This is a genomic window from Paenibacillus sp. J22P165, assembly GCF_059692015.1.
The window spans coordinates 126002-147073 of sequence record NZ_JCAUAP010000009.1 but is presented as its reverse complement, the minus strand read 5'-3'; the positions used below and the strand labels follow the sequence as shown (position 1 = coordinate 147073).

At 48.1% G+C, this 21072-nt stretch carries 18 protein-coding genes; 12 read left to right on the top strand and 6 right to left on the bottom strand.

All coding sequences use genetic code 11. From position 1 onward, the window contains the following. The first annotated feature begins 29 nt into the window (after window positions 1-29). Complete coding sequence (locus AC58QM_RS23170) at window positions 30-2555, top strand: trypsin-like peptidase domain-containing protein (RefSeq protein ID WP_497287223.1); 2526 nt, start codon at window positions 30-32, stop codon at window positions 2553-2555. Window positions 2556-2614: 59 nt separating this feature from the next. Here AC58QM_RS23170 and AC58QM_RS23165 read toward each other — a convergent pair whose 3' ends face one another. Together AC58QM_RS23165 and AC58QM_RS23160 are read right to left on the bottom strand one after the other, a co-directional pair. After that, window positions 2615-3433 (bottom strand): (2Fe-2S)-binding protein, encoded by an 819-nt coding sequence (locus AC58QM_RS23165; RefSeq protein WP_497287222.1) that lies wholly within the window; start codon window positions 3431-3433, stop codon window positions 2615-2617. A 380-nt stretch (window positions 3434-3813) separates the two neighbouring features. Then, window positions 3814-4617, bottom strand: coding sequence for a pirin family protein (locus AC58QM_RS23160; protein WP_497287221.1), 804 nt, complete (start codon window positions 4615-4617; stop codon window positions 3814-3816). 164 nt (window positions 4618-4781) lie between these two features. Here AC58QM_RS23160 and AC58QM_RS23155 point away from each other — a divergent pair, with 164 nt between their 5' ends. The 6 genes from AC58QM_RS23155 (at window position 4782) to AC58QM_RS23130 (ending at window position 10220) form a co-directional block, all read left to right on the top strand. Then, a complete protein-coding gene (locus AC58QM_RS23155; RefSeq protein WP_310500085.1) occupies window positions 4782-5198 on the top strand; it encodes a BlaI/MecI/CopY family transcriptional regulator in 417 nt (138 codons plus the stop codon). 3 nt (window positions 5199-5201) lie between these two features. Beyond that, window positions 5202-6041, top strand: coding sequence for a M56 family metallopeptidase (locus tag AC58QM_RS23150; RefSeq protein WP_497287220.1), 840 nt, complete (start codon window positions 5202-5204; stop codon window positions 6039-6041). A 114-nt stretch (window positions 6042-6155) separates the two neighbouring features. Then, window positions 6156-6701: a DUF2231 domain-containing protein gene (locus AC58QM_RS23145; RefSeq protein ID WP_497287219.1), complete on the top strand. Its 546-nt coding sequence runs from the start codon at window positions 6156-6158 to the stop codon at window positions 6699-6701. Window positions 6702-6806: 105 nt separating this feature from the next. Beyond that, entirely contained in the window at window positions 6807-7061 is a 255-nt protein-coding gene (locus tag AC58QM_RS23140; protein WP_057311006.1) for a DUF3813 family protein, read from the top strand. Window positions 7062-7342: 281 nt separating this feature from the next. Beyond that, window positions 7343-8047, top strand: coding sequence for a response regulator transcription factor (locus AC58QM_RS23135; RefSeq protein ID WP_497287218.1), 705 nt, complete (start codon window positions 7343-7345; stop codon window positions 8045-8047). Next, window positions 8025-10220 carry a histidine kinase dimerization/phospho-acceptor domain-containing protein gene (locus AC58QM_RS23130; RefSeq protein ID WP_497287217.1) on the top strand — a complete coding sequence of 732 codons (2196 nt, stop codon included), beginning with the start codon at window positions 8025-8027 and terminating at the stop codon, window positions 10218-10220. The genes AC58QM_RS23135 and AC58QM_RS23130 overlap by 23 nt, the downstream gene beginning before the upstream one ends. A gap of 97 nt (window positions 10221-10317) precedes the next feature. Here the strand turns inward: AC58QM_RS23130 and AC58QM_RS23125 are convergent, their stop codons facing one another. Then, a complete protein-coding gene (locus tag AC58QM_RS23125; RefSeq protein WP_310500091.1) occupies window positions 10318-10491 on the bottom strand; it encodes a hypothetical protein in 174 nt (57 codons plus the stop codon). 544 nt (window positions 10492-11035) lie between these two features. On the opposite strand from AC58QM_RS23125, the gene AC58QM_RS23120 reads away from it, so the two are divergent. From AC58QM_RS23120 to AC58QM_RS23110, 3 genes are all read left to right on the top strand, one after another. Then, the gene (locus AC58QM_RS23120) at window positions 11036-12784 is read left to right on the top strand and encodes an ABC transporter ATP-binding protein (RefSeq protein ID WP_497287216.1); all 1749 of its coding nucleotides are present in this window, start codon (window positions 11036-11038) and stop codon (window positions 12782-12784) included. 51 nt (window positions 12785-12835) lie between these two features. Beyond that, window positions 12836-14923, top strand: a complete 2088-nt coding sequence (locus AC58QM_RS23115) for an ABC transporter ATP-binding protein (RefSeq protein WP_497287215.1) — start codon at window positions 12836-12838, stop codon at window positions 14921-14923. A gap of 130 nt (window positions 14924-15053) precedes the next feature. Next, a complete protein-coding gene (locus tag AC58QM_RS23110) occupies window positions 15054-15362 on the top strand; it encodes a hypothetical protein (protein WP_310500095.1) in 309 nt (102 codons plus the stop codon). A gap of 279 nt (window positions 15363-15641) precedes the next feature. On the opposite strand, the gene AC58QM_RS23105 is transcribed toward AC58QM_RS23110, so the two are convergent. Together AC58QM_RS23105 and AC58QM_RS23100 are read right to left on the bottom strand one after the other, a co-directional pair. Further along, entirely contained in the window at window positions 15642-16265 is a 624-nt protein-coding gene (locus AC58QM_RS23105) for an NAD(P)-dependent oxidoreductase (RefSeq protein ID WP_497287214.1), read from the bottom strand. Between the two features lie 119 nt (window positions 16266-16384). Then, a complete protein-coding gene (locus tag AC58QM_RS23100; RefSeq protein ID WP_497287213.1) occupies window positions 16385-16699 on the bottom strand; it encodes a hypothetical protein in 315 nt (104 codons plus the stop codon). Between the two features lie 219 nt (window positions 16700-16918). On the opposite strand from AC58QM_RS23100, the gene rluF reads away from it, so the two are divergent. Beyond that, the gene (gene rluF, locus AC58QM_RS23095; RefSeq protein WP_497287212.1) at window positions 16919-17632 is read left to right on the top strand and encodes a 23S rRNA pseudouridine(2604) synthase RluF; all 714 of its coding nucleotides are present in this window, start codon (window positions 16919-16921) and stop codon (window positions 17630-17632) included. 245 nt (window positions 17633-17877) lie between these two features. Next, window positions 17878-20241, top strand: a complete 2364-nt coding sequence (locus AC58QM_RS23090; RefSeq protein ID WP_497287211.1) for an S-layer homology domain-containing protein — start codon at window positions 17878-17880, stop codon at window positions 20239-20241. A gap of 85 nt (window positions 20242-20326) precedes the next feature. Here the strand turns inward: AC58QM_RS23090 and AC58QM_RS23085 are convergent, their stop codons facing one another. Continuing rightward, window positions 20327-20938 (bottom strand): TetR/AcrR family transcriptional regulator, encoded by a 612-nt coding sequence (locus AC58QM_RS23085; RefSeq protein ID WP_497287210.1) that lies wholly within the window; start codon window positions 20936-20938, stop codon window positions 20327-20329. Window positions 20939-21072: the final 134 nt, after the last annotated feature.

Sequence of the window (21072 nt, the reverse complement as noted above, 5' to 3'; positions counted from 1 at the left end):
CCAACTTTTGTTAAGAGAGGAATGACAGAATGGGGAATTGGACAGTTCGGTTGAAAAAAGGGGGCATAACGCTGGTCGCGGCCTTCGTGCTGATGACGACGTTTGCAGGGCCTCAGTCTTCGCATGTGTATGCAGCTGAAATCAATGCAGACATTCCACAGGTTATTGAGAAAGCTTCACCTTCTGTGGTCGCTATAATAGGAAAACCATCCTCTGAGGTGGACAAATCGCTAGAGAAGAATAGATTTAATCTTGCACACGGGACGGGCGTCATTGTGGCTTCGAACGGTGTGATTGTTACGAATGCCCATGTTGTAAAAGATATGAAAAATATCGTCGTCGTGACCTCTGAAGGGACAACCTATCGTGGTCATGCCTCGAATATTGATGAGGAAAGTGATCTTGCTTTGGTCAAAATCGACGCTGTCGGTTTAAAACCAGCCACCTTCGCATCCTCGTCGGATATTAAGGTTGGTGAAACGGTCGCGGCGATTGGAACGCCAATTTCATTTGCTTTACGTAACTCAGTTACAGTGGGTATTGTCAGCGGACTAGATCGTTCCGTGAGCTCGCAGTACCAGCTGATTCAAACGGACGCAGCGATTAACCCGGGGAATAGCGGAGGCGCCTTGATTAATATGAAGGGCGAAGTTATCGGGATTAATACGATGAAATACGCTGATATTGGCATCGAAAATCTAGGGTTCGCGATTCCTGTGGACACGGTGAAATATGTACTCAAGCATTTTGAACTGTATGGCAAAGTGAAGCGCGCTTACACAGGGCTCGAATTGGAAGAAAGCTGGGAGGCTGTTGTTGGCTTACCAAGCATGGCGGGGTTAAGGGTGGATTACGTAGACGCGGATTCACCAGCGGCTGAGGCGGGAATTGAACAAGACGAAGTAGTAGTTTCTGTTGGTCCAAACGCGGTCAAAACACTCGTCGATTACAACGAGGCGATTAAAAAATATTTGCCAGGACAAACGGTAGATATCAAGCTTCAATCGGGAAGTGCAACGTTGAGCAAGTCGGTAAAGCTAGGCGAGCTGCACAACACCGAAGCGACGTTAACGGAGGATACTGAGGGGAGCTCCCTAGACGCGGATAGCGGCAAAACGAAGATAGGCGACAGCCACTTTGGGTGGTCGATGAAGTATCCAGCGGGTCTGGTCAAAAGACAACAGTCCGATGATGGTGATTCCATCAGCTTCGTTGATGCAAAAGGAGAATTCGCACTTTCCATTCGGATTGCGAGTGATCAAAGTGATGAGCTGTCGCCAGCTGCCCTTTTGAACACAATTGCCGGAGAAGACGGCAGTGATTATCCGAGCTATGCCGACAGCGCGACGGTTTTGGAGCGTCAGTATGTGAAGCGGGCAGAGTATCCTTATGCCAAAATCGTAAGTCGCTCTGGCGAAGATGGCTACATCCAAACGCGCGGTTACTTACATGGCGGCCGTTTGTATACGGTACAGCTCTTTGTGACCAAGGAGCAATACACGAATCGTTCCAAACAAAATAGCTATAATGATCTATTGGATAGCTTTAAGCTTGCTTTTAATACAGCGGATAACTCTTTGAAGGATATCTCCGTGTTCAATTCCGATGATGTGACCTACACGAGTGAGTATGGATTATCCATCGATTTGCCTGCTGAATGGGAGCAGGATTATCATGGAAGCACTTCTTTTTACAATGATGAGTATTCGCAATCACTAGAGGTTCATGTAACCTCAGCTTCTTCAGGTGACACCCTGCAGGATTGGGTCGAACGTGAGGTTGATACATTCGAAGCACAGTATACGGCGGATTATCGCCGTGTGAATAAGCCCGCGGAAGCAACGGTGGACGGGGTACCTGCCTGGCAAGTAGACTTTGCTAGTTCCTTAGGGGACGAGTGGTTTGCGGGGAAATCGCTCTTTTTCATCAAGGATAAGTACAAATATGAAGTTCGAATGACCTATCCGCAAGACGAGCAAGATAATGAGCTGGAGAAAATTTGGGATAACGTTGTGGCGTCTATCTCGGTGGATAAAGAGACTATGGATGGCGAACTCGGATTCATTCAGGATCTTAATGAACTTGCCGATCCAGATCGTACGGCGCTGTACAAGAATGAGAAATTCAATTACACCTTGCGTATCCCTGAGAACTGGACAACGAACCGTTCCTATGATGGCAATGATCAGGCGACGAAGTCCTTCTCTTTCACTGGTGGATATTTACGTGTAGAGGCAGATAACAAATCAGCCTTTACGGAGGTTGTGAAGGACGCCGAAGAAGAGCTTAAGAAAAGTCACACGAATGACAGTGACTATACGTATTCGTCAGAGGATGTCACGCTTTTCGGAGATGTGAAGGCGAAGAAGTATAAAGTGAGCTACTCGAAAGCGCACATACCGTATACCGAAACGATTTACTTGTTTAATCGCAAGCAAGTTACCTACACGGTGACGCAGCGTATCGATGTTGCGGTCAGCACGGCTGCGAATGTCGCGCGGTTGAACAAGGCCTTTGATTCGTTCACCTTCGTGAACGGGACGGGCGGGAAGTAGGTTCCCCTGACAACGCAAAAGCCCCTGAGAATGTTCATGTTCTCGGGGGCTTTTCGTATTTAACCAGCAGTAGCAGTGCTCGCCTGCTTGCTTCTAATTTTATGAAACATTTCCTCGCGCTCTGACTCCTTGAGAATCGGGCAATTGAAGCACTTTTGGCCTTCTTCGCGGCGGTAGTACATGCAGCAAGAAGAGCGCACGATCATTTTTTTACCTTCTTGGTAAGGGCTGTCTATGTACTTAGGCTCATGGACGAATGGATTCACCTTACGGCCAAACACATCAGGTGTTAATTGCTTTGTCACCACTTCGTAATCTGCGGAGAACTGTTCGCGAACGTTTGGACGGGGGTCATTTTCCAATACGTAGTCCCGAACGAAGGTCATACGCGCTGCAAATTGATTCCAAATCATAGCTTGATTCACTTTGGCTTGTTCAGCGATGACCGTAATTATAGGCGAGATGAGGTCTGCGAATACCCTGCGCATTTCTAATTCAATGAAAAGATCACGATCTTCTGTGGGAGCTTCTTTCCACTGCAGATTTACAATTTTATAGCCGATGTGGGCATGGTCGCCATGATTCTCGACTTCAAATGCAATGTTGTCCAGGTCGAAAACTAGCCACTGATTATACTGAGAAAGAAATAGCTGGCTTGTAGCCACCAGGTTGAAAAGGGAGAGTCCCAAGTACGATGCAGAAATGTCCAACCCTTTGCCGCGGAGCAAGGCTTTCCCCTTCTCGAGGACTCCGAGCATCGTCGGTCCATCTAAAAGCTGCCGTGCGGGAATATGCAGGAGGGGGTCTTCCATTCCTTTGGGTGAAATGTGGAAATACTGTTCAACTAGTGTAAAATCGACGTTTGACTCGATGGGCATCGTCAGCACGCTCCAATTTATAATAATGATTATCGTTATCAATATAGTTATTTTGACTATACAAGATGCGAGATGAAAGTGTCAATTTGCTTTCTTCCATAAAAGGAAGGCAGATCCTAGAAATAGCAGGAAAAAGTACAGGTAATTTTGCTTGATTTCGCAAGAAAGGATAATTAGCTGGAAAAAGTACAGGTAATTTAAAGTGATGTGGCCTCGTGGACGGTTAGTGGCAAAAATAGCTGTATATTTTCCATTTATATGTCATTTAGAGGCGTTGAACGCTCCAAAAAGCTAGAGAAAATCCAGGTATTTATGGGGGAGCAGACAAAATAATACCTCCCAATCCATATGGACTGGGAGGTGCAGGTACCAAAGGTGTCTTACTTGCGGTACAGTGCGTACCCTGGATTCTCGGGTACGTCGATGGCAATGATCCGCAGGCTTTGCGCACTACCCGCTTGAAGGTGAAGCGCTTCGCCTTCCCCCTCAGCCTGGGCCACCGCAAAATCCTTGTGGGAAAAGGTCTTGCGCTCTTGCCCTTGCCCTTGCTCTTGCCCAGCGAGCCCCGCCGCGGCAACCACGCCCTCGCCTTCGCCGCGAATGACGAGGAACGCCAGCCTGCGTCCGAGCTCTAATTCGTAGCTGAACGCTGCGCCAGGCTCAAGCTGCCAGTCATACATCCGTACATCGGTATCAAGCTGGATAGGAGCTTCTGCGCCGATGACGGTTTTCAGCGTAGCGCCAGCTTGCTCATTAACCGGGAACTGTTCATGCTCATATTGATGATAAGCAGCTGGCTTCTTCACCGTCTCGCTTAGATGAGGCTCGAACCAAATCTGCATCGCCTCGCTGCCTGCTTTACGGAAGGCCTCGGAGTGGTGGACACCGGAGCCTGCCTGAATCACTTGAGCGCCACCGTTCGTTACGGTTTCCAAGGAACCGAGGGAATCGCGATGCTCGACGAGTCCGTCGATGACATAGGTGAGGATTTCGAACGCTTTGTGAGGGTGCATGCCGATTTCCGATACATCGGATGCTTTGCCCCAAGCCCAGTAGAATAACGGGCCTACACGATCTACGGCTGTCTTTTCGCCAGGGAAGCTAATCGCGCGTTGTTCAACGAATTTACCCCCATCAAATGCCCCAACGCCTTGCTCATCAGCTGAATAGATATGCATACTCATGTGAACCACTCCTTAGCTATATAATAATTAATAACTTACTTTATGTAAGTAGTATACCGTCTTTTATCCCCAATGTCAAAATCTTTTCCTCACGCCAAGCGGTGCTTCTTGACTTCGGCCCTGTGATCACACTACAATTCATAGTGTAAGGAGTGTTGTCTAACGTGAAAATGCAAAACTTTAAATTAAAGGAAAGCGGACTTAACCGCTTCTTCGGGCCGCTAGAGTCCAAAATCATGGAAATTCTCTGGAGCAGTCCTTCGGAAATGACGATCAAAGACGTTCAACAGAAGCTGGATGAAGACAAGGCGATCAATTTCAACACGGTCATGACGGTGATGAACCGTCTCGTAGACAAAAAGATTTTACAGAAGCATTCTGTCGCACGCTCGTTTCACTATAAGCCGGTTGTAACGATTGAAGCGTTCATGGAAACCCAATCCAAAGAACTAACCTATGACCTCATTGAACAATTCGGCTCATTAGCAGTTACCCATATGGTTGATGCGCTCGATAAAGTGGATCCTGAGCTGCTTGACCAGCTGGAACAGCACATTCTACTTCTGAAAAAGGATCGATGAACGATGACGGAATCACGGTTCAAGTGGCTGTACGCGGCTGCGCTGGTAATTGGAGGCACGATTGTATGGCAGATGGTTGCCTTCCTCCTTGGGCATATGTTTCACTGGAGGCCTTCACGCAATCTATTTGATTTGTGTCTGATTCTTTTCCACTATCTGCACGTGCCTGGTCCTGTGCCAATGACCCTGGTGAATGGGCTCATCCTGTACACGATGGGAACGATGGTTTGGCTTGCCGTCAAGCATGGCTATGATGTTGTGAAGGCGAATAAGCTCGTGAAGAAGTATTACGACGCAGCGCTCTCTGCAGAAAATGCCGCCAAATTCGAACTCGCACCGCAGCAACTCCAAATCGTTAACTATAAAGCCCCGTTAGCGATGACGATTGGGTTATGGAGGCCGCGTGTTCTCGTCTCAACGGGACTTATGGACATGCTGGAGCCGAATGAGCTTCGCGCGGTTATTGAGCATGAGAAGTGCCATGTACAACACAGGGACCCAGCGGCTATTTTTCTGCTAGCGCTGATCTCGAAGTCAATGCGATATATCCCTATTTTCGGGTGGATTGCTCATAAATATCCGATGATGATTGAATTGCGTGCGGACAAGTACGCGATTGAACGGATGGAGCAAGCCACTGACTTAGGCAGTGCACTGCTGAAGCTGCTCAAGCAAACAAAGAAGCCGCGGTTCCCGCTATCTCATGCATCGTTTGCTGAGACGTCGATGAATGTGCGCATTCAGCATATTTTGGATCCACAGAAGCAAGTGACCTTGCGCTGGCCGCTGGTTCGTTTGGCGATGTCTGCACTCATATTTGTACTCGTTATGGGGCTTATCTAAATAAGCCCTTTTTGCATACCAATGGAGGCTCATCTGAAAAGAATTGACAATCTCTCTATTCAACACTACAATTTGTAGTGTAACTATTTTCCGCCATACGAAGGAGAGAATAGCATGGACTACATAATGAAAAATCTACATTTTATATTTACTCACGTTCCGATTGCGCTTTTAATTTTCAGCTTTGTTTTTGATGTGGCGGCTCTCATTACTAAAAAGAAGGACTGGCACTCAGCTGGTATGCTATGCCTGGTTGTAGGGGCACTCGGCGCCATTGCCGGTGTTTTGACGGGACCTGAATCGCGGAATACGCTGGTTGGCTCGCATGAATTCTATGCGAAGCTAACGATGTTCGCGGCGATTGTGCTGGCTGCTGTGCGCATTGGTTTGCTCATTTGGAAAAAGCTCGAGCTCGGACGCAATCCGATCTTCCTCGTTGCCTCGCTGGTGGTTGTGATTCTGGTGAGCTACACAGGTCATCTTGGAGGCAAAATGGTGCACCGTGATATGCAAGGTGGTCCCGGTATGATGATGCAGGGCGGACCTGGCGGCGGTGGGCCTGGTGGCAACGGTGGCCCTCAGGGCGGCCAAGGTGGACAAGGTGGCCAAGGTCAAAGGCAACAGCAGGGTGGCCAGAATGCTCCTGCACCAGCCAAATAATACGGAAGGGATATCCGCGCTGATCAGCCTGCGAATAAAATAGCCTCACTTACCTCATCCTAGCAAAGGTATTACATATCCTTTTCAGGAGGTATCGACCACGCTATGACCAAGGTTGACTCAAGCTTACAATCACAAAATCCGATCTCATCTGCACAAAATTCCGTCGATAACGTTCACCAAGCCGTAAACCATGCGTTATCTCACCCTACAGCTCAAACGACGGAAGAGGCACAGAATGCTATTGCCAAGGCGAAGAATTCGGTAGATCAGGCGTTTGACCAATCAGATAGTCCTGCGGTACAGCAGGCTATTGAATCCTTGGAAGAGGATAAGGCGAGGCTGACGAGTTTGGAATAACCTAGTAATACGTAATCCCATGTGGGGATTGAAAAAGCCGTATCCCGTAGTTCACCAAACTACGCTGGAGACGGCTTTTTGCGTATTCCTACGCTTTTGGCCACTATAGATGACCTCATGATGAAATAGGCACTTCCGTGCTACACTAAAGAGACGAACAGCTTGTCAGTCTTGTCTTCATAATTTCGTAAGAATTATGCTAACTATTTTGTAAATAGTGTCTATTATTATTAGGCTAGTACGGTGGGTTGAAGTGAGATGAAGAAAAAGGGTGCGTGGACGTGACGAAATACCAAGTGCTGGTCGTCGATGATGATATCGACATTCAGGAAGCGATTGAGATTTATTTGAGAGGCGAGGGGATGGAAGTCAGCAAAGCGAACAACGGCCTAGAAGCGCTGAATGTGCTGGCGGAAAAGGAAATCCATCTCGTTATTCTCGATATTATGATGCCGAAGATGGACGGGATCCAAGCGACATTCAAGATTAGAGAGAGCTGTAATGTACCCATCCTGATGCTCTCCGCCAAAACAGAGGATATGGACAAAATTATGGGCTTGAATGTGGGTGCTGACGATTATCTGACGAAGCCTTTCAATCCGCTGGAACTGATCGCCAGGGTGAAGTCGCAGTTGAGACGCTACACAACGCTCGGACCCATGAGTTCGATGGAAAAGACGGCAAACGAAGAATTAAGCGTCCGCGGCCTTGTACTCAATCCAGTCACCAAGGAAGTCACGGTTGATGGTGAGGACGTGCGTATGACACCAACAGAGTTCAAAATCCTGGAACTGTTGATGGTGAATAAGGGACGCGTCTTTTCCATTGATGATATTTACGAAAAGGTGTGGAAGGATCCTGCCTTTAATGCGGAGAATACCGTCGCTGTGCATGTGCGCAGAATTCGCGAGAAAATTGAGATTAATCCAAAAGATCCTAAATATTTGAAGGTGGTGTGGGGCGTTGGCTACAAAATGGAGAAGTAAATCGCTCTCCCTAGCGTTGCTTGTTGGTGTTTTTGTCATGTGGACATTGACACTATTCGCGGCAACGAATGTTTATAAGAATAGCGTGTACTTCGGTGAGGATGCTTATTTCAAAAGTGGAGCATTCACTAGGGAAATAAATGCCATCTATGAGAACATTCAGTTGTATTATCTGGAGGCTCCGCATTTTAATGAGAAAACACCAGAAGAGCAGCTCGGCAACAATGAGTACTATAATGTGAAGCGTGAAGCGGAAAAAACAGTACAAGATCGCATCAACAATTTGCAGGAGAAGTACAGCCAGCGTATCGAAACGGCTCGCAATCATGAAACTAATGCTGACGTCGATCGACTTGAAGCTGAAAGAGATGCGAAGCTTGCGGAGTTGAATAAGGAATTGGATGCGACCTTACAACTCAAGTTGAAGGCGGCAATCGCAGCTAAGCAAAAGCAATTCTCTGCAGCCAAGACCAGTCTGGATAATCGTCTCAAATCTCTCTACTATGTCGTGAAGAATTTAAAAACCGGTGAAACCTACAGCAACATCGCACCTGAAGCTTTGCAAAAGTTACGGGATCAGCAGGCCTTCATCTATACACTGGATTTGCCCAAAATAGATGAACCGAATCGATTTTCGTACCAAATGAATGTTGATCAGGTTAAAGCTACGTATTACATCTTAAATCCATCGCAAGGCTCGGGCATTATTCAAGCAGATTATCTCTCTTACGAGTCCATGAAGAATCAAGCGCAAGCAACGGTTTACTTGTTCGTCGTGCTTGCGGCTCTTACCATCGCGTTAACTTACACGGCACGCACATATCAGAACGATGAGATATCGTTGATGAATATCCAAACGGAGATAAGGAAACGTTTCCCGCTCGATGTTCGGGCTTGGACCACCTTTATCGCCACGGCTGCATTGTTCGGCATCCTGATGGAATGTGAGCTTTATTACTGGTCGTCGACCTATATCAGTATTTATCAAATAAGTATCGTCCTCATCGCATCCGCCTTACTAGTCATTGTATGCAGTGGCTTTCGCGGTGCGGTCGCATTGCTTCGACATCCGGAACATCTCGCCCAGCAGTGGAGCAGCAGCTTAACGGCTTCGTTCTGGCAAACGGTGAAGGATACACTGGAGCAACGAGGTTTGATTTTCAAGCTGATCGTCTTTATGGCAATCATCGGAATCATGGGCTTCCTGCCTGTGTGCATAGTTGCTTCTGGTGGAGAAGAGGTCGTTATCGTCTTTACGTTCGTCTGGTACATTTTGTTCCTGCTTGTGATACTGCCTTATATGATGCGGAAGATCAAGCAGCTTCGTGCCATTATCAAAGGCGTGGAACAAATGTCGCAAGGTAACTTTGATGTGACTCTCCCTGCCAAAGGGAAAGGCCAGCTGTCCCGGATGGCGATGAACATTAACAATTTGAAGTACGGCTTGCAGCTTTCGCTCGAAAAAACACGCGTCAGTGATCGTCTCAAAACAGAGCTGATTACGAATGTGTCACACGATTTGAAAACACCGTTAACTTCAATTATTAGTTATGTTGATTTGCTGAAAAAGGAAGGCTTGTCCGCCGAACAATCCACCCATTACCTAGAGGTGCTCGATCGGAAAACACAGCGGCTGAAGGTTCTCATCGAAGATCTCTTCGAGGCATCGAAGATGGCAAGCGGGGCTACTGAGCTTTACTGGGAAAAAGTCGACGTCTCCGCCCTGCTGACACAGGCACTAGCGGAGTTCAGCGACAAAATCGAGGCGTCCACGCTGACTTTCCGCGTAAACGTACAAAGCCCACATATGTATGCGTTGCTGGATGGCAAAAAAACATGGCGCGTCTTCGAGAACCTCATCGGCAACGCCTTAAAGTACGCCTTGCCGGGAACAAGGGTTTATGTCACTTTGACGGAAAACATAGAGCACGTCATCCTCGTCATTCAGAATATCTCGCTCCATGAGCTTAATTATGGCGTAGAAGAATTGTTCGAACGGTTCAAACGCGGCGATCAATCTCGCGGAACGGAAGGCTCCGGCCTCGGCCTCGCCATTGCCAAGAGCATCGTTGAGCTGCAAGGCGGCACGCTCACGATTGACATTGACGGTGACCAATTCAAGGTCATTGCCGAATTTGAGAAACGTGAGCTGCTGGCAGCACCGCAGGAGTAGCCGACCATAATCGCAACGCAGCGCGTCACAATCTCCGACCCTATAAACGGAAGAGAGAGGGCCCCCGCCACATGGCTTAAGGGATACCCTCTCTTTTTTATTTCAATTCAAGCTCTAACTCTTCTAACGTATACCGGTTGTCCCACAAAAAAACCATGTCATACGCGGTTGAGTCCTTCGAGACAAACCTAGCTGTAGCCGCAATAACACCGCCTATGATCGCTCCGAATCCCACAATCCATCCCATCAATGCAAACACTTGATCGACCATGTGCATTCACTCCTTTGAGGCGCGATGAACTCTTAATCTATCCATATGCACGATGAATTTGAAACATGTGTGACATTTGAAAGCCTTCTCATCACGAGTATGGACATCGGAAATATCGGGCTGGGAGAGTTGCATTTTAATCTTTTTCTCCGATTGACACGTTCAGAAGAGGGATGGTAAGATCACCCTGTAAGGTTCAAATAGACAGCTTTTGGAAAACTTAACAGGCATCTAATGTGCCGATTTATACAACGCAAAAGGGGGGTTCACTATGGATTTTATGGTATTTGTCGTTCACACACATCATAAGCGGACATACGTCCAACCTAATTTCATAGATGGTAACCCGCTGGTTAGCCCGAGCGACTGCATACGCATGTTCGGCTGCTAGCACCCCTTCCTATACGATAAGTTGAGAAGAGCGGGTTACGACAAGTTCGTGACGAACGCCCCATGTGTTTCATAGAAGGCATATCGCTGCGTGCGGTATGTCTTTTTGCGTCTTTAGATGTCTATGCACCATTTGAGAGGAGTGAATTTATACATGTTTACCGTTTTAAAGAAATTAGCTTGGTTTTTCAAAATGAACTGGAAACGCTACAGCCTCGCCATTGGGTTGCTCATCATTGTGGGAATTATTGATGTCATGCCGCCGAAGCTGATCGGTTATGCGATTGATGGGATACACATGGGGACATTGACGGGGTCCAAAATGGTTCAATTGCTCGCCTTTTGGGGCGTGCTGATCATTGCTGGCTACGGGCTGTCTTACGTATGGCTGTACCAGTTGTTCGGCGGTGCCTTCGTGTTGGAACGTGTGCTACGCTCACGATTTATGCGGCAGCTGCTGAAGATGACACCGACGTTCTACGAGCGCAACCGCACGGGGGACCTCATGGCGAGAGCTACGAACGATCTGCAAGCTGTCTCGACGACAGCGGGCTTTGGGATTCTGACTTTTGTAGATTCCACGCTGTTCATGTTAACCATCCTTAGCATGATGGGCTTCTTCATTAGCTGGAAGCTGACCCTCGCTTCGATTCTACCGCTGCCCATCATGGCTGTTGCGATTACGATTTATGGAGGGCGCATCCATGAGCGATTTATTCGAGCGCAGGATGCATTTGGGCAAATGAATGACCGTGTGCTGGAAACCATTGCAGGTGTCCGGGTTATCCGGGCTTTTGTACAGGAGAAGGCAAGTGAACACAATTTCGCAACAATGACGGACGACGTGTACCGTAAAAATATCGCTGTAGCCGTTATTGACGCTCTTTTTGAACCAACGGTCAAAATTCTCGTAGGTATTTCATACCTCATTGGGCTTTGTTACGGAGGCTATCTTGTGTTTCACAGTGAGCTTACACTCGGGGAGCTAGTCTCCTTCAATACCTTCCTAGGTATGTTGATCTGGCCGATGTTTGCCATTGGCGAGTTGATGAACATTATGCAGCGAGGAAACGCATCGCTAGATCGTGTCAACGAAACACTTGGCTACAAGCCAGATGTCAAAGAGGTGCCGAACGCTGCGACGCAGCTGAAGCCGGATTCGATCCATTTTGAAAAAGTAACGTTCCGTTACCCGTCCTCTTCTATTGATAATTTGGTCAATATGACGTTCCACTTAGAGCGTGGACAGACGCTTGGCATTGTTGGTCGTACCGGCAGTGGTAAAACAACGCTGCTGAAGCAGCTGCTTCGCGAGTACCCGGTCGGTCAAGGCTCCATTACGATCACAGATACGCCAATCGAGCAGATCGCCATCGATACGCTGCATGGTTGGATTGGATATGTGCCGCAGGAGCCGATTCTGTTCTCCAAAAGCGTTCGCGAAAACATCATGTTCGGCAAGGGGCAAGGCGCTGGCACTGAAGAAGAACTAATGCGTGCGCTTGATCTGGCTGCCTTCCGCAAGGACGTCGAGTTCCTACCGGAAGGTCTGCAAACACTCGTCGGGGAAAAAGGCGTCGCCTTATCCGGCGGGCAGAAGCAGCGCGTATCTATTGCGCGTGCGCTGTATGTCGATCCGGAGATTCTGCTGCTCGACGACGCACTCTCTGCGGTGGATGCGAAGACGGAAGCCGAGATCATTCGTGGCATTCGCTCCGAGCGCGCAGGCAAAACAACCCTAATCACGACGCATCGACTCTCCGCTGTACAGCATGCTGACTGGATTGTTGTGCTGGATGAGGGCTACATCATCGAAGAAGGCACGCATGAGCAGCTGCTTGCACTTGGCGGCTGGTACAAAGAGCAGTATGACCGGCAGCAGCTGGAAGAACAGACGGTTTAGTAAGATGGCAGTTGTCATTCGAGACATAAAGAAAAGAAGGTGAGACTCCTGATGAAACAAACGCAACAACAAACGAAATCAACGAAACAAACCGGCAAACGGTTGTTCCAATATGCAGCTAGATTCAAGCAAACCTTGCTGATCGCTTTGCTGTTTTTATCCTTGGCCGTCGCGACTGAGCTTGCGGGACCGTTCATTGCGAAGCATATGATCGATACGCACATCCTGGGCATCGAGAAGCCGTGGTATGAGACGCAGTCGAAGGCGATGAGCGAGAAGGCTGTGGCGTATGAACAGACCTTTTTTAAGCGGGGTGATAACTTCGCAGAAGGTGAGCCGAAGGGCAGAGAGGTTCGTATTTTACAAGTGGGGGGCAAGTTCGTCTGGTTAGATCAGGCCCTCCCTTGGGATGGCGTACGCAAGCTCTCGGATGATGGCAAGCTGCTCGTCACACAGGATGGGAAGCAATCCGAATACACGGTGAAACGTCTGAGCGCAGGGGAGCTATACAACTTTTATAAACCGCAATGGGTGGATTTAATGACGCTGGCGGGGTTCTATGTGATTCTAATTTTCATTGGTGCCGGCTTTACGTATGGACAGAAGTTTTTACTACAATCTGCGGCAAATCGCATTATTCAGCGCATGCGCAGGGACGTGTTCGCACAAATCCAGCGACTCCCAATCAATTATTTTGATAATCAGCCTGCGGGCAAAATAGTCTCACGCATCACCAATGACACCGAATCCGTTCGGGATTTGTATGTGCAGGTGTTGGCAAACTTTTTTACAGGTACGATTTATATCGTCGGTATTATCGCCGCTATTTTCATATTAGACTACCGTTTGGCTCTCTTCACATTGCCGATTATTCCGCTGCTGGTGGTATGGATTATCGTCTATCGTAAATACGCTTCCTCAATCAATCACGAAATTCGGGAGCGCATTAGCGCGATTAACGGCATGATCAACGAGGCGATTCAAGGGATGACCATCATTCGTGCTTTTCGCCGACAAAAGGAAACGACCGAAGAATTTGAAGTGCTGAATGAGGAGTATACGAGGTATCAAAATAAACTGCTCAGCCTGAACTCCTTGACCTCTCATAACTTGATGAACGTGGTGCGGAACTTGTTCTTCTTCGGTTTGATCTGGTACGTTGGCGGCAGCTCGTTGAATGCGTTGATTACCGTTGGTGTGCTCTATGCTTTCGTCGATTACCTCAACCGGATGTTCCATCCGATGGTAGGTATTGTGAATCAGCTGCCGAATTTGGAGCGTGCGCTCGTGTCGGCTGACCGTGTATTTGAGCTATTGGATGAACGGGGCATCGATGTTGTGGCTGAAAAAGCAGACCGTTACAAAGGTCACGTGAGCTTCGAACACGTTCGCTTCGCCTACAAAGAAGGGGAGGACGTGTTGAAAGACATCTCCTTCTCCGCAGAGCAAGGGCAGACCGTAGCCTTAGTTGGGCACACCGGTTCAGGCAAAAGCTCAATCTTGAACCTGCTATTCCGTTTCTATGAGGTCAGCGAAGGTCGTATCACGGTAGATGGCCGTGATATTCGCGAGCTATCGAAGCAGCAGCTTCGTCAGCACATGGGCATCGTGCTGCAGGATCCGTTCCTGTTCACGGGGACGATTGCGTCCAATGTGTCCTTGGACGATCCATCCATCACCCGGGAACGGGTGGAGGCGGCGCTGCGCGAGGTTGGCGCAGCGGAGATGCTTGGGGCGCTGCCGCATGGCCTCGATGAGCCTGTCATCGAGAAGGGCAGCACGCTGTCTGCTGGGCAGCGACAGCTGATCTCGTTTGCCCGGGCGCTGGCGTTCGACCCGGCGATCTTGATCCTCGATGAGGCGACAGCCTCCATCGACACGGAGACCGAGGCCGTCATTCAGGCCGCGCTCGAAGTACTTGCGAAGGGGCGGACCACCTTCATCATTGCCCACAGGCTGTCGACGATTCGCAGCGCCGACTTGATTCTTGTGCTCGACCACGGCGAGATCGTCGAGCGTGGCACGCATGAGGAGCTCATGGCGCTCCTCGGGCGGTACTACCAGATGTACCAGCTGCAAGCGGGTCATCCGGAAATTGCCGCCGCTGCGGAGGAAGCTGCTTCGCCAAGCAAGCTGTAGACGAACGACTGGGCGCAAGGACTAGGTCGCTAGTCGAGGATGAATCTCGACAAAAGGCTAACGACTCCGACTTTCCAATATGCTACAATAGGAACAAATGGTTGCTTATGTGAAGTGGAGGGGAAGTTTTATGCGCTCAGATACAATTCGTTTGTTAAACCTATTGCAACTGCTATCCGAAGTAGCTATTGCCGTGGGGTATGTACTTGGTTTAATCCCATTTGTATATGCATGGTCATGTGCGTGGGTCATTCCGTTGGTTTTCGTGAATCTCGTATTTGCGATTCTCACAGGTAATGGAACTACGCTGAAAACGATCATCAACATTGCTTTGGCGTTCCTGAGTCTGATTCCGGTTCTCGGTTACCTTTTCCGATTTGGCGGTATTGTGGTGTCAGGCCTTAATATGAGAGAGCTAGCTAAGAGACGCAACAACTAGTAATGGACAAATGGATGGCGCCGTATGGCGTGGATCCCCGAGGTAGAAAAAGCCCGAGTTTAAGGTGATCGCATCATCTTATCTCAGGCTTTTTCTCTTTTTCATTGGTAATAAAGTGATGCTATAACGCTACAGTGGTGAAATACACCGGAAACTTCGACGTTGAAGTTAGTTAACGTTATGTCATAACGTTATTGTGCAACCGCTCGTTCAATAGAGCGGAATAGCGTTATCGCATAACGCTATTAGCTAGCACTCGTGCCGTCCAGCGTCGTCAGACTAATACGCCAACCCCACGCGGCATCCGACGTACGCGCCATCCACCGCGACGCGGTAGGTGAACGCCGCGGTGTCGCCGACGGAGATGGACGTGCCGCCGTCCGGCAAGAAGTCGCGCTCCGCGCGGAACTGACCTTGCGCCTCGCCGTCGGGCAAATACGTTGGACACACGACAGTCCAACGCAGACCCGACGCTGCGAGCAGCGTCCACGCCTGGCGGTGCTCCTCGGCTGCGCGGGTCGAGGAGCGCCGTGTATCCGGCGCTTCAAACCGCAGCAGCCCCGGGTGCTCCCGGCTCTGCAGGATGCCGGCTGTGCCGACGGTAACCATGCGGCTTACGCCGGCGGCCTTCATCGCCCCGATGAGCAGGGGCGTCGCCTCGGTCAGCACCGTGCTGCCGTCGGTGCCTAAGCAGCTCACGACGATGTCCACGCCGGGCATAGCGTGCGCTAGATCCGCTGCGGAACAAGCATCACCTTGCAGCAAGGTGAGTCGATCAGATCGCAGAATGACTTTCTCGCTATTGCGAACGATGGCGGTGACCTTATGGCCATCCTGCAAAGCTTGGTCGAGTATGCGCCGCCCAACGCGGCCCGTTGCTCCTAATAGTAAAAAGTGCATCATTGTACTCCTTCGGTATGTAATCTTTCCCCACAGTATACCAAACAAAGTGTAGGATGTAGAAAACCCCAGCAACCTTTATAGGTGCTAGGGGTTATTTTTATTCTCTAACTCTCGATCGATTACAGTTTAGCTACGAATGTAAAAGAGATCGCACGTGTGAAAATAGTAGGGTTGTAAACCGTGATAACATAAACGGTGTCGGTTTGGTTGTAGAAGCTTGTTGCATAAGCGGGCAAGGAGTTTTGATTGGAAATGAAGAATCCACCGCTTACAGGTTTGTAAGCTCCGCCTCTGAATGTGAATGTAAAATAAGTGTTCGGTGAAATAGTACGATTAAAAAAGAAACGTTGGAAGCCGTCGCCTAAATCCGTTTTACGATTCGCTTGTTTCGGTGTGGAAAAAGCTTTAACGATTCTTGCTTTTTTTGCGCTCATGGGTCATCCCTCCTTCTATTTTTAATAAATGCTAGATTAAGAGATTCTGCGTGGATGAATCTACCAGTTCATTCATATCATTTTGTGGTAGAGAGATTGTCGCAAGTGGGTACATGACTTAGGCAGTTTGCCGTAGCGACTTGAACCGACGCATCGAATCCAGCATAATAGAAGGTATTGAATTCAAATGAAGACGGCATAGAAGGGAATTTCGCGGGCATGAGAATTAATAAGTTTATTAGTGAAACCGGCGTGTGTTCCAGACGTGAGGCGGACAAGTGGGTCGAAGCACGGCGTGTGACGATCAATGGTGAAATCGCTGGATTGGGTAGTGTAGTGGGACCGGGCGATGAAGTTAAGGTAGATGGTCGAGCGATCGGAGAGAAGAAGGAGCATGTCTACATTGCCCTCAACAAACCTGTAGGGATTACCAGCACAACGGAAGCTCATATTCGAGGGAATATCGTAGATTTCGTGGGGCATTCGGAGCGTATTTTTCCTATCGGCAGATTGGACAAGGACTCGGAAGGGCTCATCCTGTTGACGAATAACGGGGATATCGTGAATCAGATCCTCCGTGCAGAGAACAATCATGACAAAGAATATATTGTCACGGTTAATCGGCCGATCACGCAGATGTTTCTGCGGGGGATGGCAAGCGGTGTTCGTATTCTGGGCACGATGACGAAACCTTGTGAAATTATACAAGTGAATGAACGTGTTTTTCGCATCATTCTTACGCAAGGTTTGAATCGTCAAATTCGTAGGATGTGCGAAGCATTCGGATACCGGGTAGTGCGTCTCCAGCGTGTTCGCATTATGCACATACATTTGGGGACTTTGAAAGTAGGCAAATGGCGGGATTTGACACAAGGCGAGTTGAAGGATTTAATGCAGACGCTGAGCCAAGAAAATGCGAAATCAGAACGGTAATTTTATGCCGAAAAGCCGCACCCATAAACACATGCAGGATCATTCGTCTAACGGATGTTCGAGCATGTGTTTTTTTATCCGAGGGTATGAAAATAGCCATAAATTATTAAAAAATTATGTAGCGCTTACGCAACCTTTTTCCAAAATTCACCGTCAAGTTATATATAGCAAATGGACACGTCCATGCAGCTGCACGGTTTGTGAATCCATATGTTGTATGGAGAACACTAAGGAGGAAGATGACTTTGAAATTATTAAAACAAGCAAGCACGATGGTACTGGCTTCGACGCTGCTGTTGACAGTTGCCCCGACTGGGGTGTGGGCGGATAATGCCACTGCTGCAGTAACGAATGCCATGACATCCCCAGCCTTCCCAGGCCAAATCGATACCTCGGTACTCGAAGCCAAAATAACGAAAGAACAAGCACTAGAACACGCGAAAGCTTACATAACACTGCCTGCTGATTATACCTTCCAATCGATTAGTTTAAATGCGTATTATGGAATGAATGGTCAAAATATTCCTACTTGGAATATCAGCTATTCGAAAAAGGTGAAAGAACGCTTCTATGGCTCCGCCAACATTTCGATTAATGCTTTAGACGGATCGTTAACCTCCTATTCCCTGAATGACAATGACCCTGACCATAAGCCGTCGTACCCGCCTAAGGTAGATTTTCAAGCTGCGAAAGATCTGGCAGCAGCATTCGTGGCGAAAGTGAACCCTACGAAGCAAAAGGAGCTTATTTACGATGACTCCGTAGAAAAAGCGTTCCGCACACCGCTTGACGGTAATTATCAATATAACATCCGCTACGATCGATCCGTAGGTGGAGTTCCTTTCTCAGCTAATGGTCTCAATGTCAACGTCAATGGTGACGGGCAGATTACGGGCTATGGGTACAACTGGGATGATAAGGTGACTTTTGATACAACAAGTACACCGATTACGAAGGAGAAGGCAATCGAACAATTCCGTACGAAGACGGAACTATCCTTGCAATATCAAATCCCGTATAACACGCAAGGGAAGAGAATTCCGATTATTGCTTACTTGATGAACGGCTTTGCTTTGGATGCGGCAACAGGGGAAGTATGGAATCCAACTCCTAGCTTAAGCGGTGGGAATAAGCCTTTAACCGATAAACCCCTGGGAGCGAATCCACCAGCTAATTTGAATTTGACGAAAGAAGAAGCGGTTAAGAAAGTGGTATCGACGTTTAACCTATCCGCTGACTTCAAGCTGCAAGAAGCCAATTATAATGAATCGAAGAATCCTGAAACGGGCGAGACGACTTCGAGCTGGAATATGAGCTGGAACAAGTCAGCGACGGATGCAGCTAGTGGGAAAATGATTGCGGGAAATAATGTTTGGGCGACTGTAAATAGTAAAACCGGGGCTATCATTAATTTTAACTTCTATGTGCCTTATAACAGTGAAACCGACAAGCCGATCGAGGGGAAAGTTTCCTTGGATGATGCGATTGCGAAAAGTACAGATTTCGTTAAAGCGCAGCTTCCTGCCTCTACAGATCAGCTTGTGCTGAGCGTTCAAAAAGAGTACTCCGAAGAAACGTTGAAGCAGATGCGTACTTGGGAAATTAGCTACAAACGTGTCATTGATGGCGTGATTGTGGGTAATGAAGAGGTACGAGTAAGCATCGACCGTGTAACGGGAAGCATCTCGAGCTATTATGTAAACCTAAGCGATGTGGCGTATCCTACTCAAAAGCCTGAGGTTATTTCCATCGACAAAGCGAAGGAACTATGGTTGTCTCAGTTCGATGTGAAGCTTGGCTATGTATTGGAAAGTAACGGATACTACGGCCCTATGCCAATTGAGAAATACCGCGTAATGATGGCTGCAGGGGAGATTCCTATGTCTGCGGCTGCGAATGGCAAAGGAGAAGCGAAAGCGAAGCTCGTCTATTCTCTTATTTCCAAAAATCCGAATCGTGAGGGTTTCCTTCTAGATGCGGCGTCCGGTCAATGGCGCAGTGCGCAATCGGGCGAAGTTATTTCTTTGGATAAGGTCATTGTGAGTGACATTGATAAGCACTGGGCTCAAAATGAACTTCAACTCATGCTTGATTATCAAGCATTGGATGTGAAAGACGGTAAAGTAAATCCAGATCAAACGATCAAGCGCGGTGAGCTGGTCAAAATGCTTGTCATCGCCATGAATGGCGGCAACGGCGGCATCTATTATGGCGCAGATCGGGCGGCTTCCTTCGCTGATGTGAGCAATGGCTCTAAATATTTTGCCTATGTCGAAAATGCGGTTGATCGTGGGCTGCTAGATGTAGGTAAAGAGTTCAATCCGGAAGCTACGATGGATCGTGAAGCTATGGCACAGTTGATCGTGAAAGCGCTGGGTTATCACAGTCTGACGAAGTTCGATGGTGTATTTAACAATCAATTCGCAGATGCTGACAAGCTGACGAATGTGGGCGATGCTGCTATCGTCGTTGGACTGAACATTATGTCCCTTAACGATGGTAACTTTGCACCACAGGCAGAAGTGACAAAAGCACAGGCAGCTAGCGCGTTCTACCGTTTCTTGCAAAAGAGATCAGAACTGCAGGAGAAGCCGCGGTATTACTATTAATCTTTAAACCGAAATATTGCTAACACAAAGACCTCTCGCAAATAACTTGGAGAGGTCTTTGTTCTTTTTTATAGAAAGAGGCACGCTAGGCTTTTTTGAAAAGTAGGACACACAATCGGCGATAGTGCTCCTTCATATGTTCTTTCGTATAGTTCTTCTCATTTTTGATATGGAAGTAGCCGATAGGTGAGATCGAACAGATGATGGTATGTGCGGCTAGATCAGGCTCTGGATGCTGCTCAGGATCGGTCTCAATGGTTTCTTGGATAAGCTCGGATAATTGGTCGCGAATGGTACGGTACATAGGAGATAAGAAGAAATTGGATTGATTATCATCACAGTTGAAATTCATTTTGGATGACATTTCAACAATGAGTTCCGCATTCGTTTCAATGGCATCGATCCAAAATCCCAAGATACCAGAGAGTCGATCTATAGGAGCGGCTTGTTTATGTTTGTCCAAATACTCTGTAATCTCTTGAATGAACTGTCTTCCATAATGCTGGAGGACATCAAAGCAGAGGTCTCCCTTATGGGCATACCTGCGGTATAACGTTGCTTGTCCGATGCCTGCTGTTTTGGCGATTTGATGCATGCTAACTGATTGAACACCGTGCTCATGAAAGAGTTGATTGGCCGTTTGTAGAATTAATTGGCGATTTTCCATGGCGTCCTTGCGTTCGTGACGAATGGACATTCTGTAACCACCTCGTAGGAGTAAATGTTAAGTTGTTCGTATTGACAAACAAAGCAAAGTTGGGTAGCATCATTACTGTAAACGGACATCTGTCCGTTTACAACAATAGACACCACGAATTTCATAACTGTCAC

Coding starts and splice junctions, on each gene's coding strand:
- AC58QM_RS23170 (WP_497287223.1), top strand. CDS start 30: ATGGGGAATTGGACAGTTCGGTTGAAAAAAGGGGGCATAACGCTGGTC.
- AC58QM_RS23165 (WP_497287222.1), bottom strand. CDS start 3,433: ATGCCCATCGAGTCAAACGTCGATTTTACACTAGTTGAACAGTATTTC.
- AC58QM_RS23160 (WP_497287221.1), bottom strand. CDS start 4,617: ATGAGTATGCATATCTATTCAGCTGATGAGCAAGGCGTTGGGGCATTT.
- AC58QM_RS23150 (WP_497287220.1), top strand. CDS start 5,202: ATGACGGAATCACGGTTCAAGTGGCTGTACGCGGCTGCGCTGGTAATT.
- AC58QM_RS23145 (WP_497287219.1), top strand. CDS start 6,156: ATGGACTACATAATGAAAAATCTACATTTTATATTTACTCACGTTCCG.
- AC58QM_RS23140 (WP_057311006.1), top strand. CDS start 6,807: ATGACCAAGGTTGACTCAAGCTTACAATCACAAAATCCGATCTCATCT.
- AC58QM_RS23125 (WP_310500091.1), bottom strand. CDS start 10,491: ATGGTCGATCAAGTGTTTGCATTGATGGGATGGATTGTGGGATTCGGA.
- AC58QM_RS23120 (WP_497287216.1), top strand. CDS start 11,036: ATGTTTACCGTTTTAAAGAAATTAGCTTGGTTTTTCAAAATGAACTGG.
- AC58QM_RS23115 (WP_497287215.1), top strand. CDS start 12,836: ATGAAACAAACGCAACAACAAACGAAATCAACGAAACAAACCGGCAAA.
- AC58QM_RS23110 (WP_310500095.1), top strand. CDS start 15,054: ATGCGCTCAGATACAATTCGTTTGTTAAACCTATTGCAACTGCTATCC.
- AC58QM_RS23105 (WP_497287214.1), bottom strand. CDS start 16,265: ATGATGCACTTTTTACTATTAGGAGCAACGGGCCGCGTTGGGCGGCGC.
- AC58QM_RS23100 (WP_497287213.1), bottom strand. CDS start 16,699: ATGAGCGCAAAAAAAGCAAGAATCGTTAAAGCTTTTTCCACACCGAAA.
- rluF (WP_497287212.1), top strand. CDS start 16,919: ATGAGAATTAATAAGTTTATTAGTGAAACCGGCGTGTGTTCCAGACGT.
- AC58QM_RS23085 (WP_497287210.1), bottom strand. CDS start 20,938: ATGTCCATTCGTCACGAACGCAAGGACGCCATGGAAAATCGCCAATTA.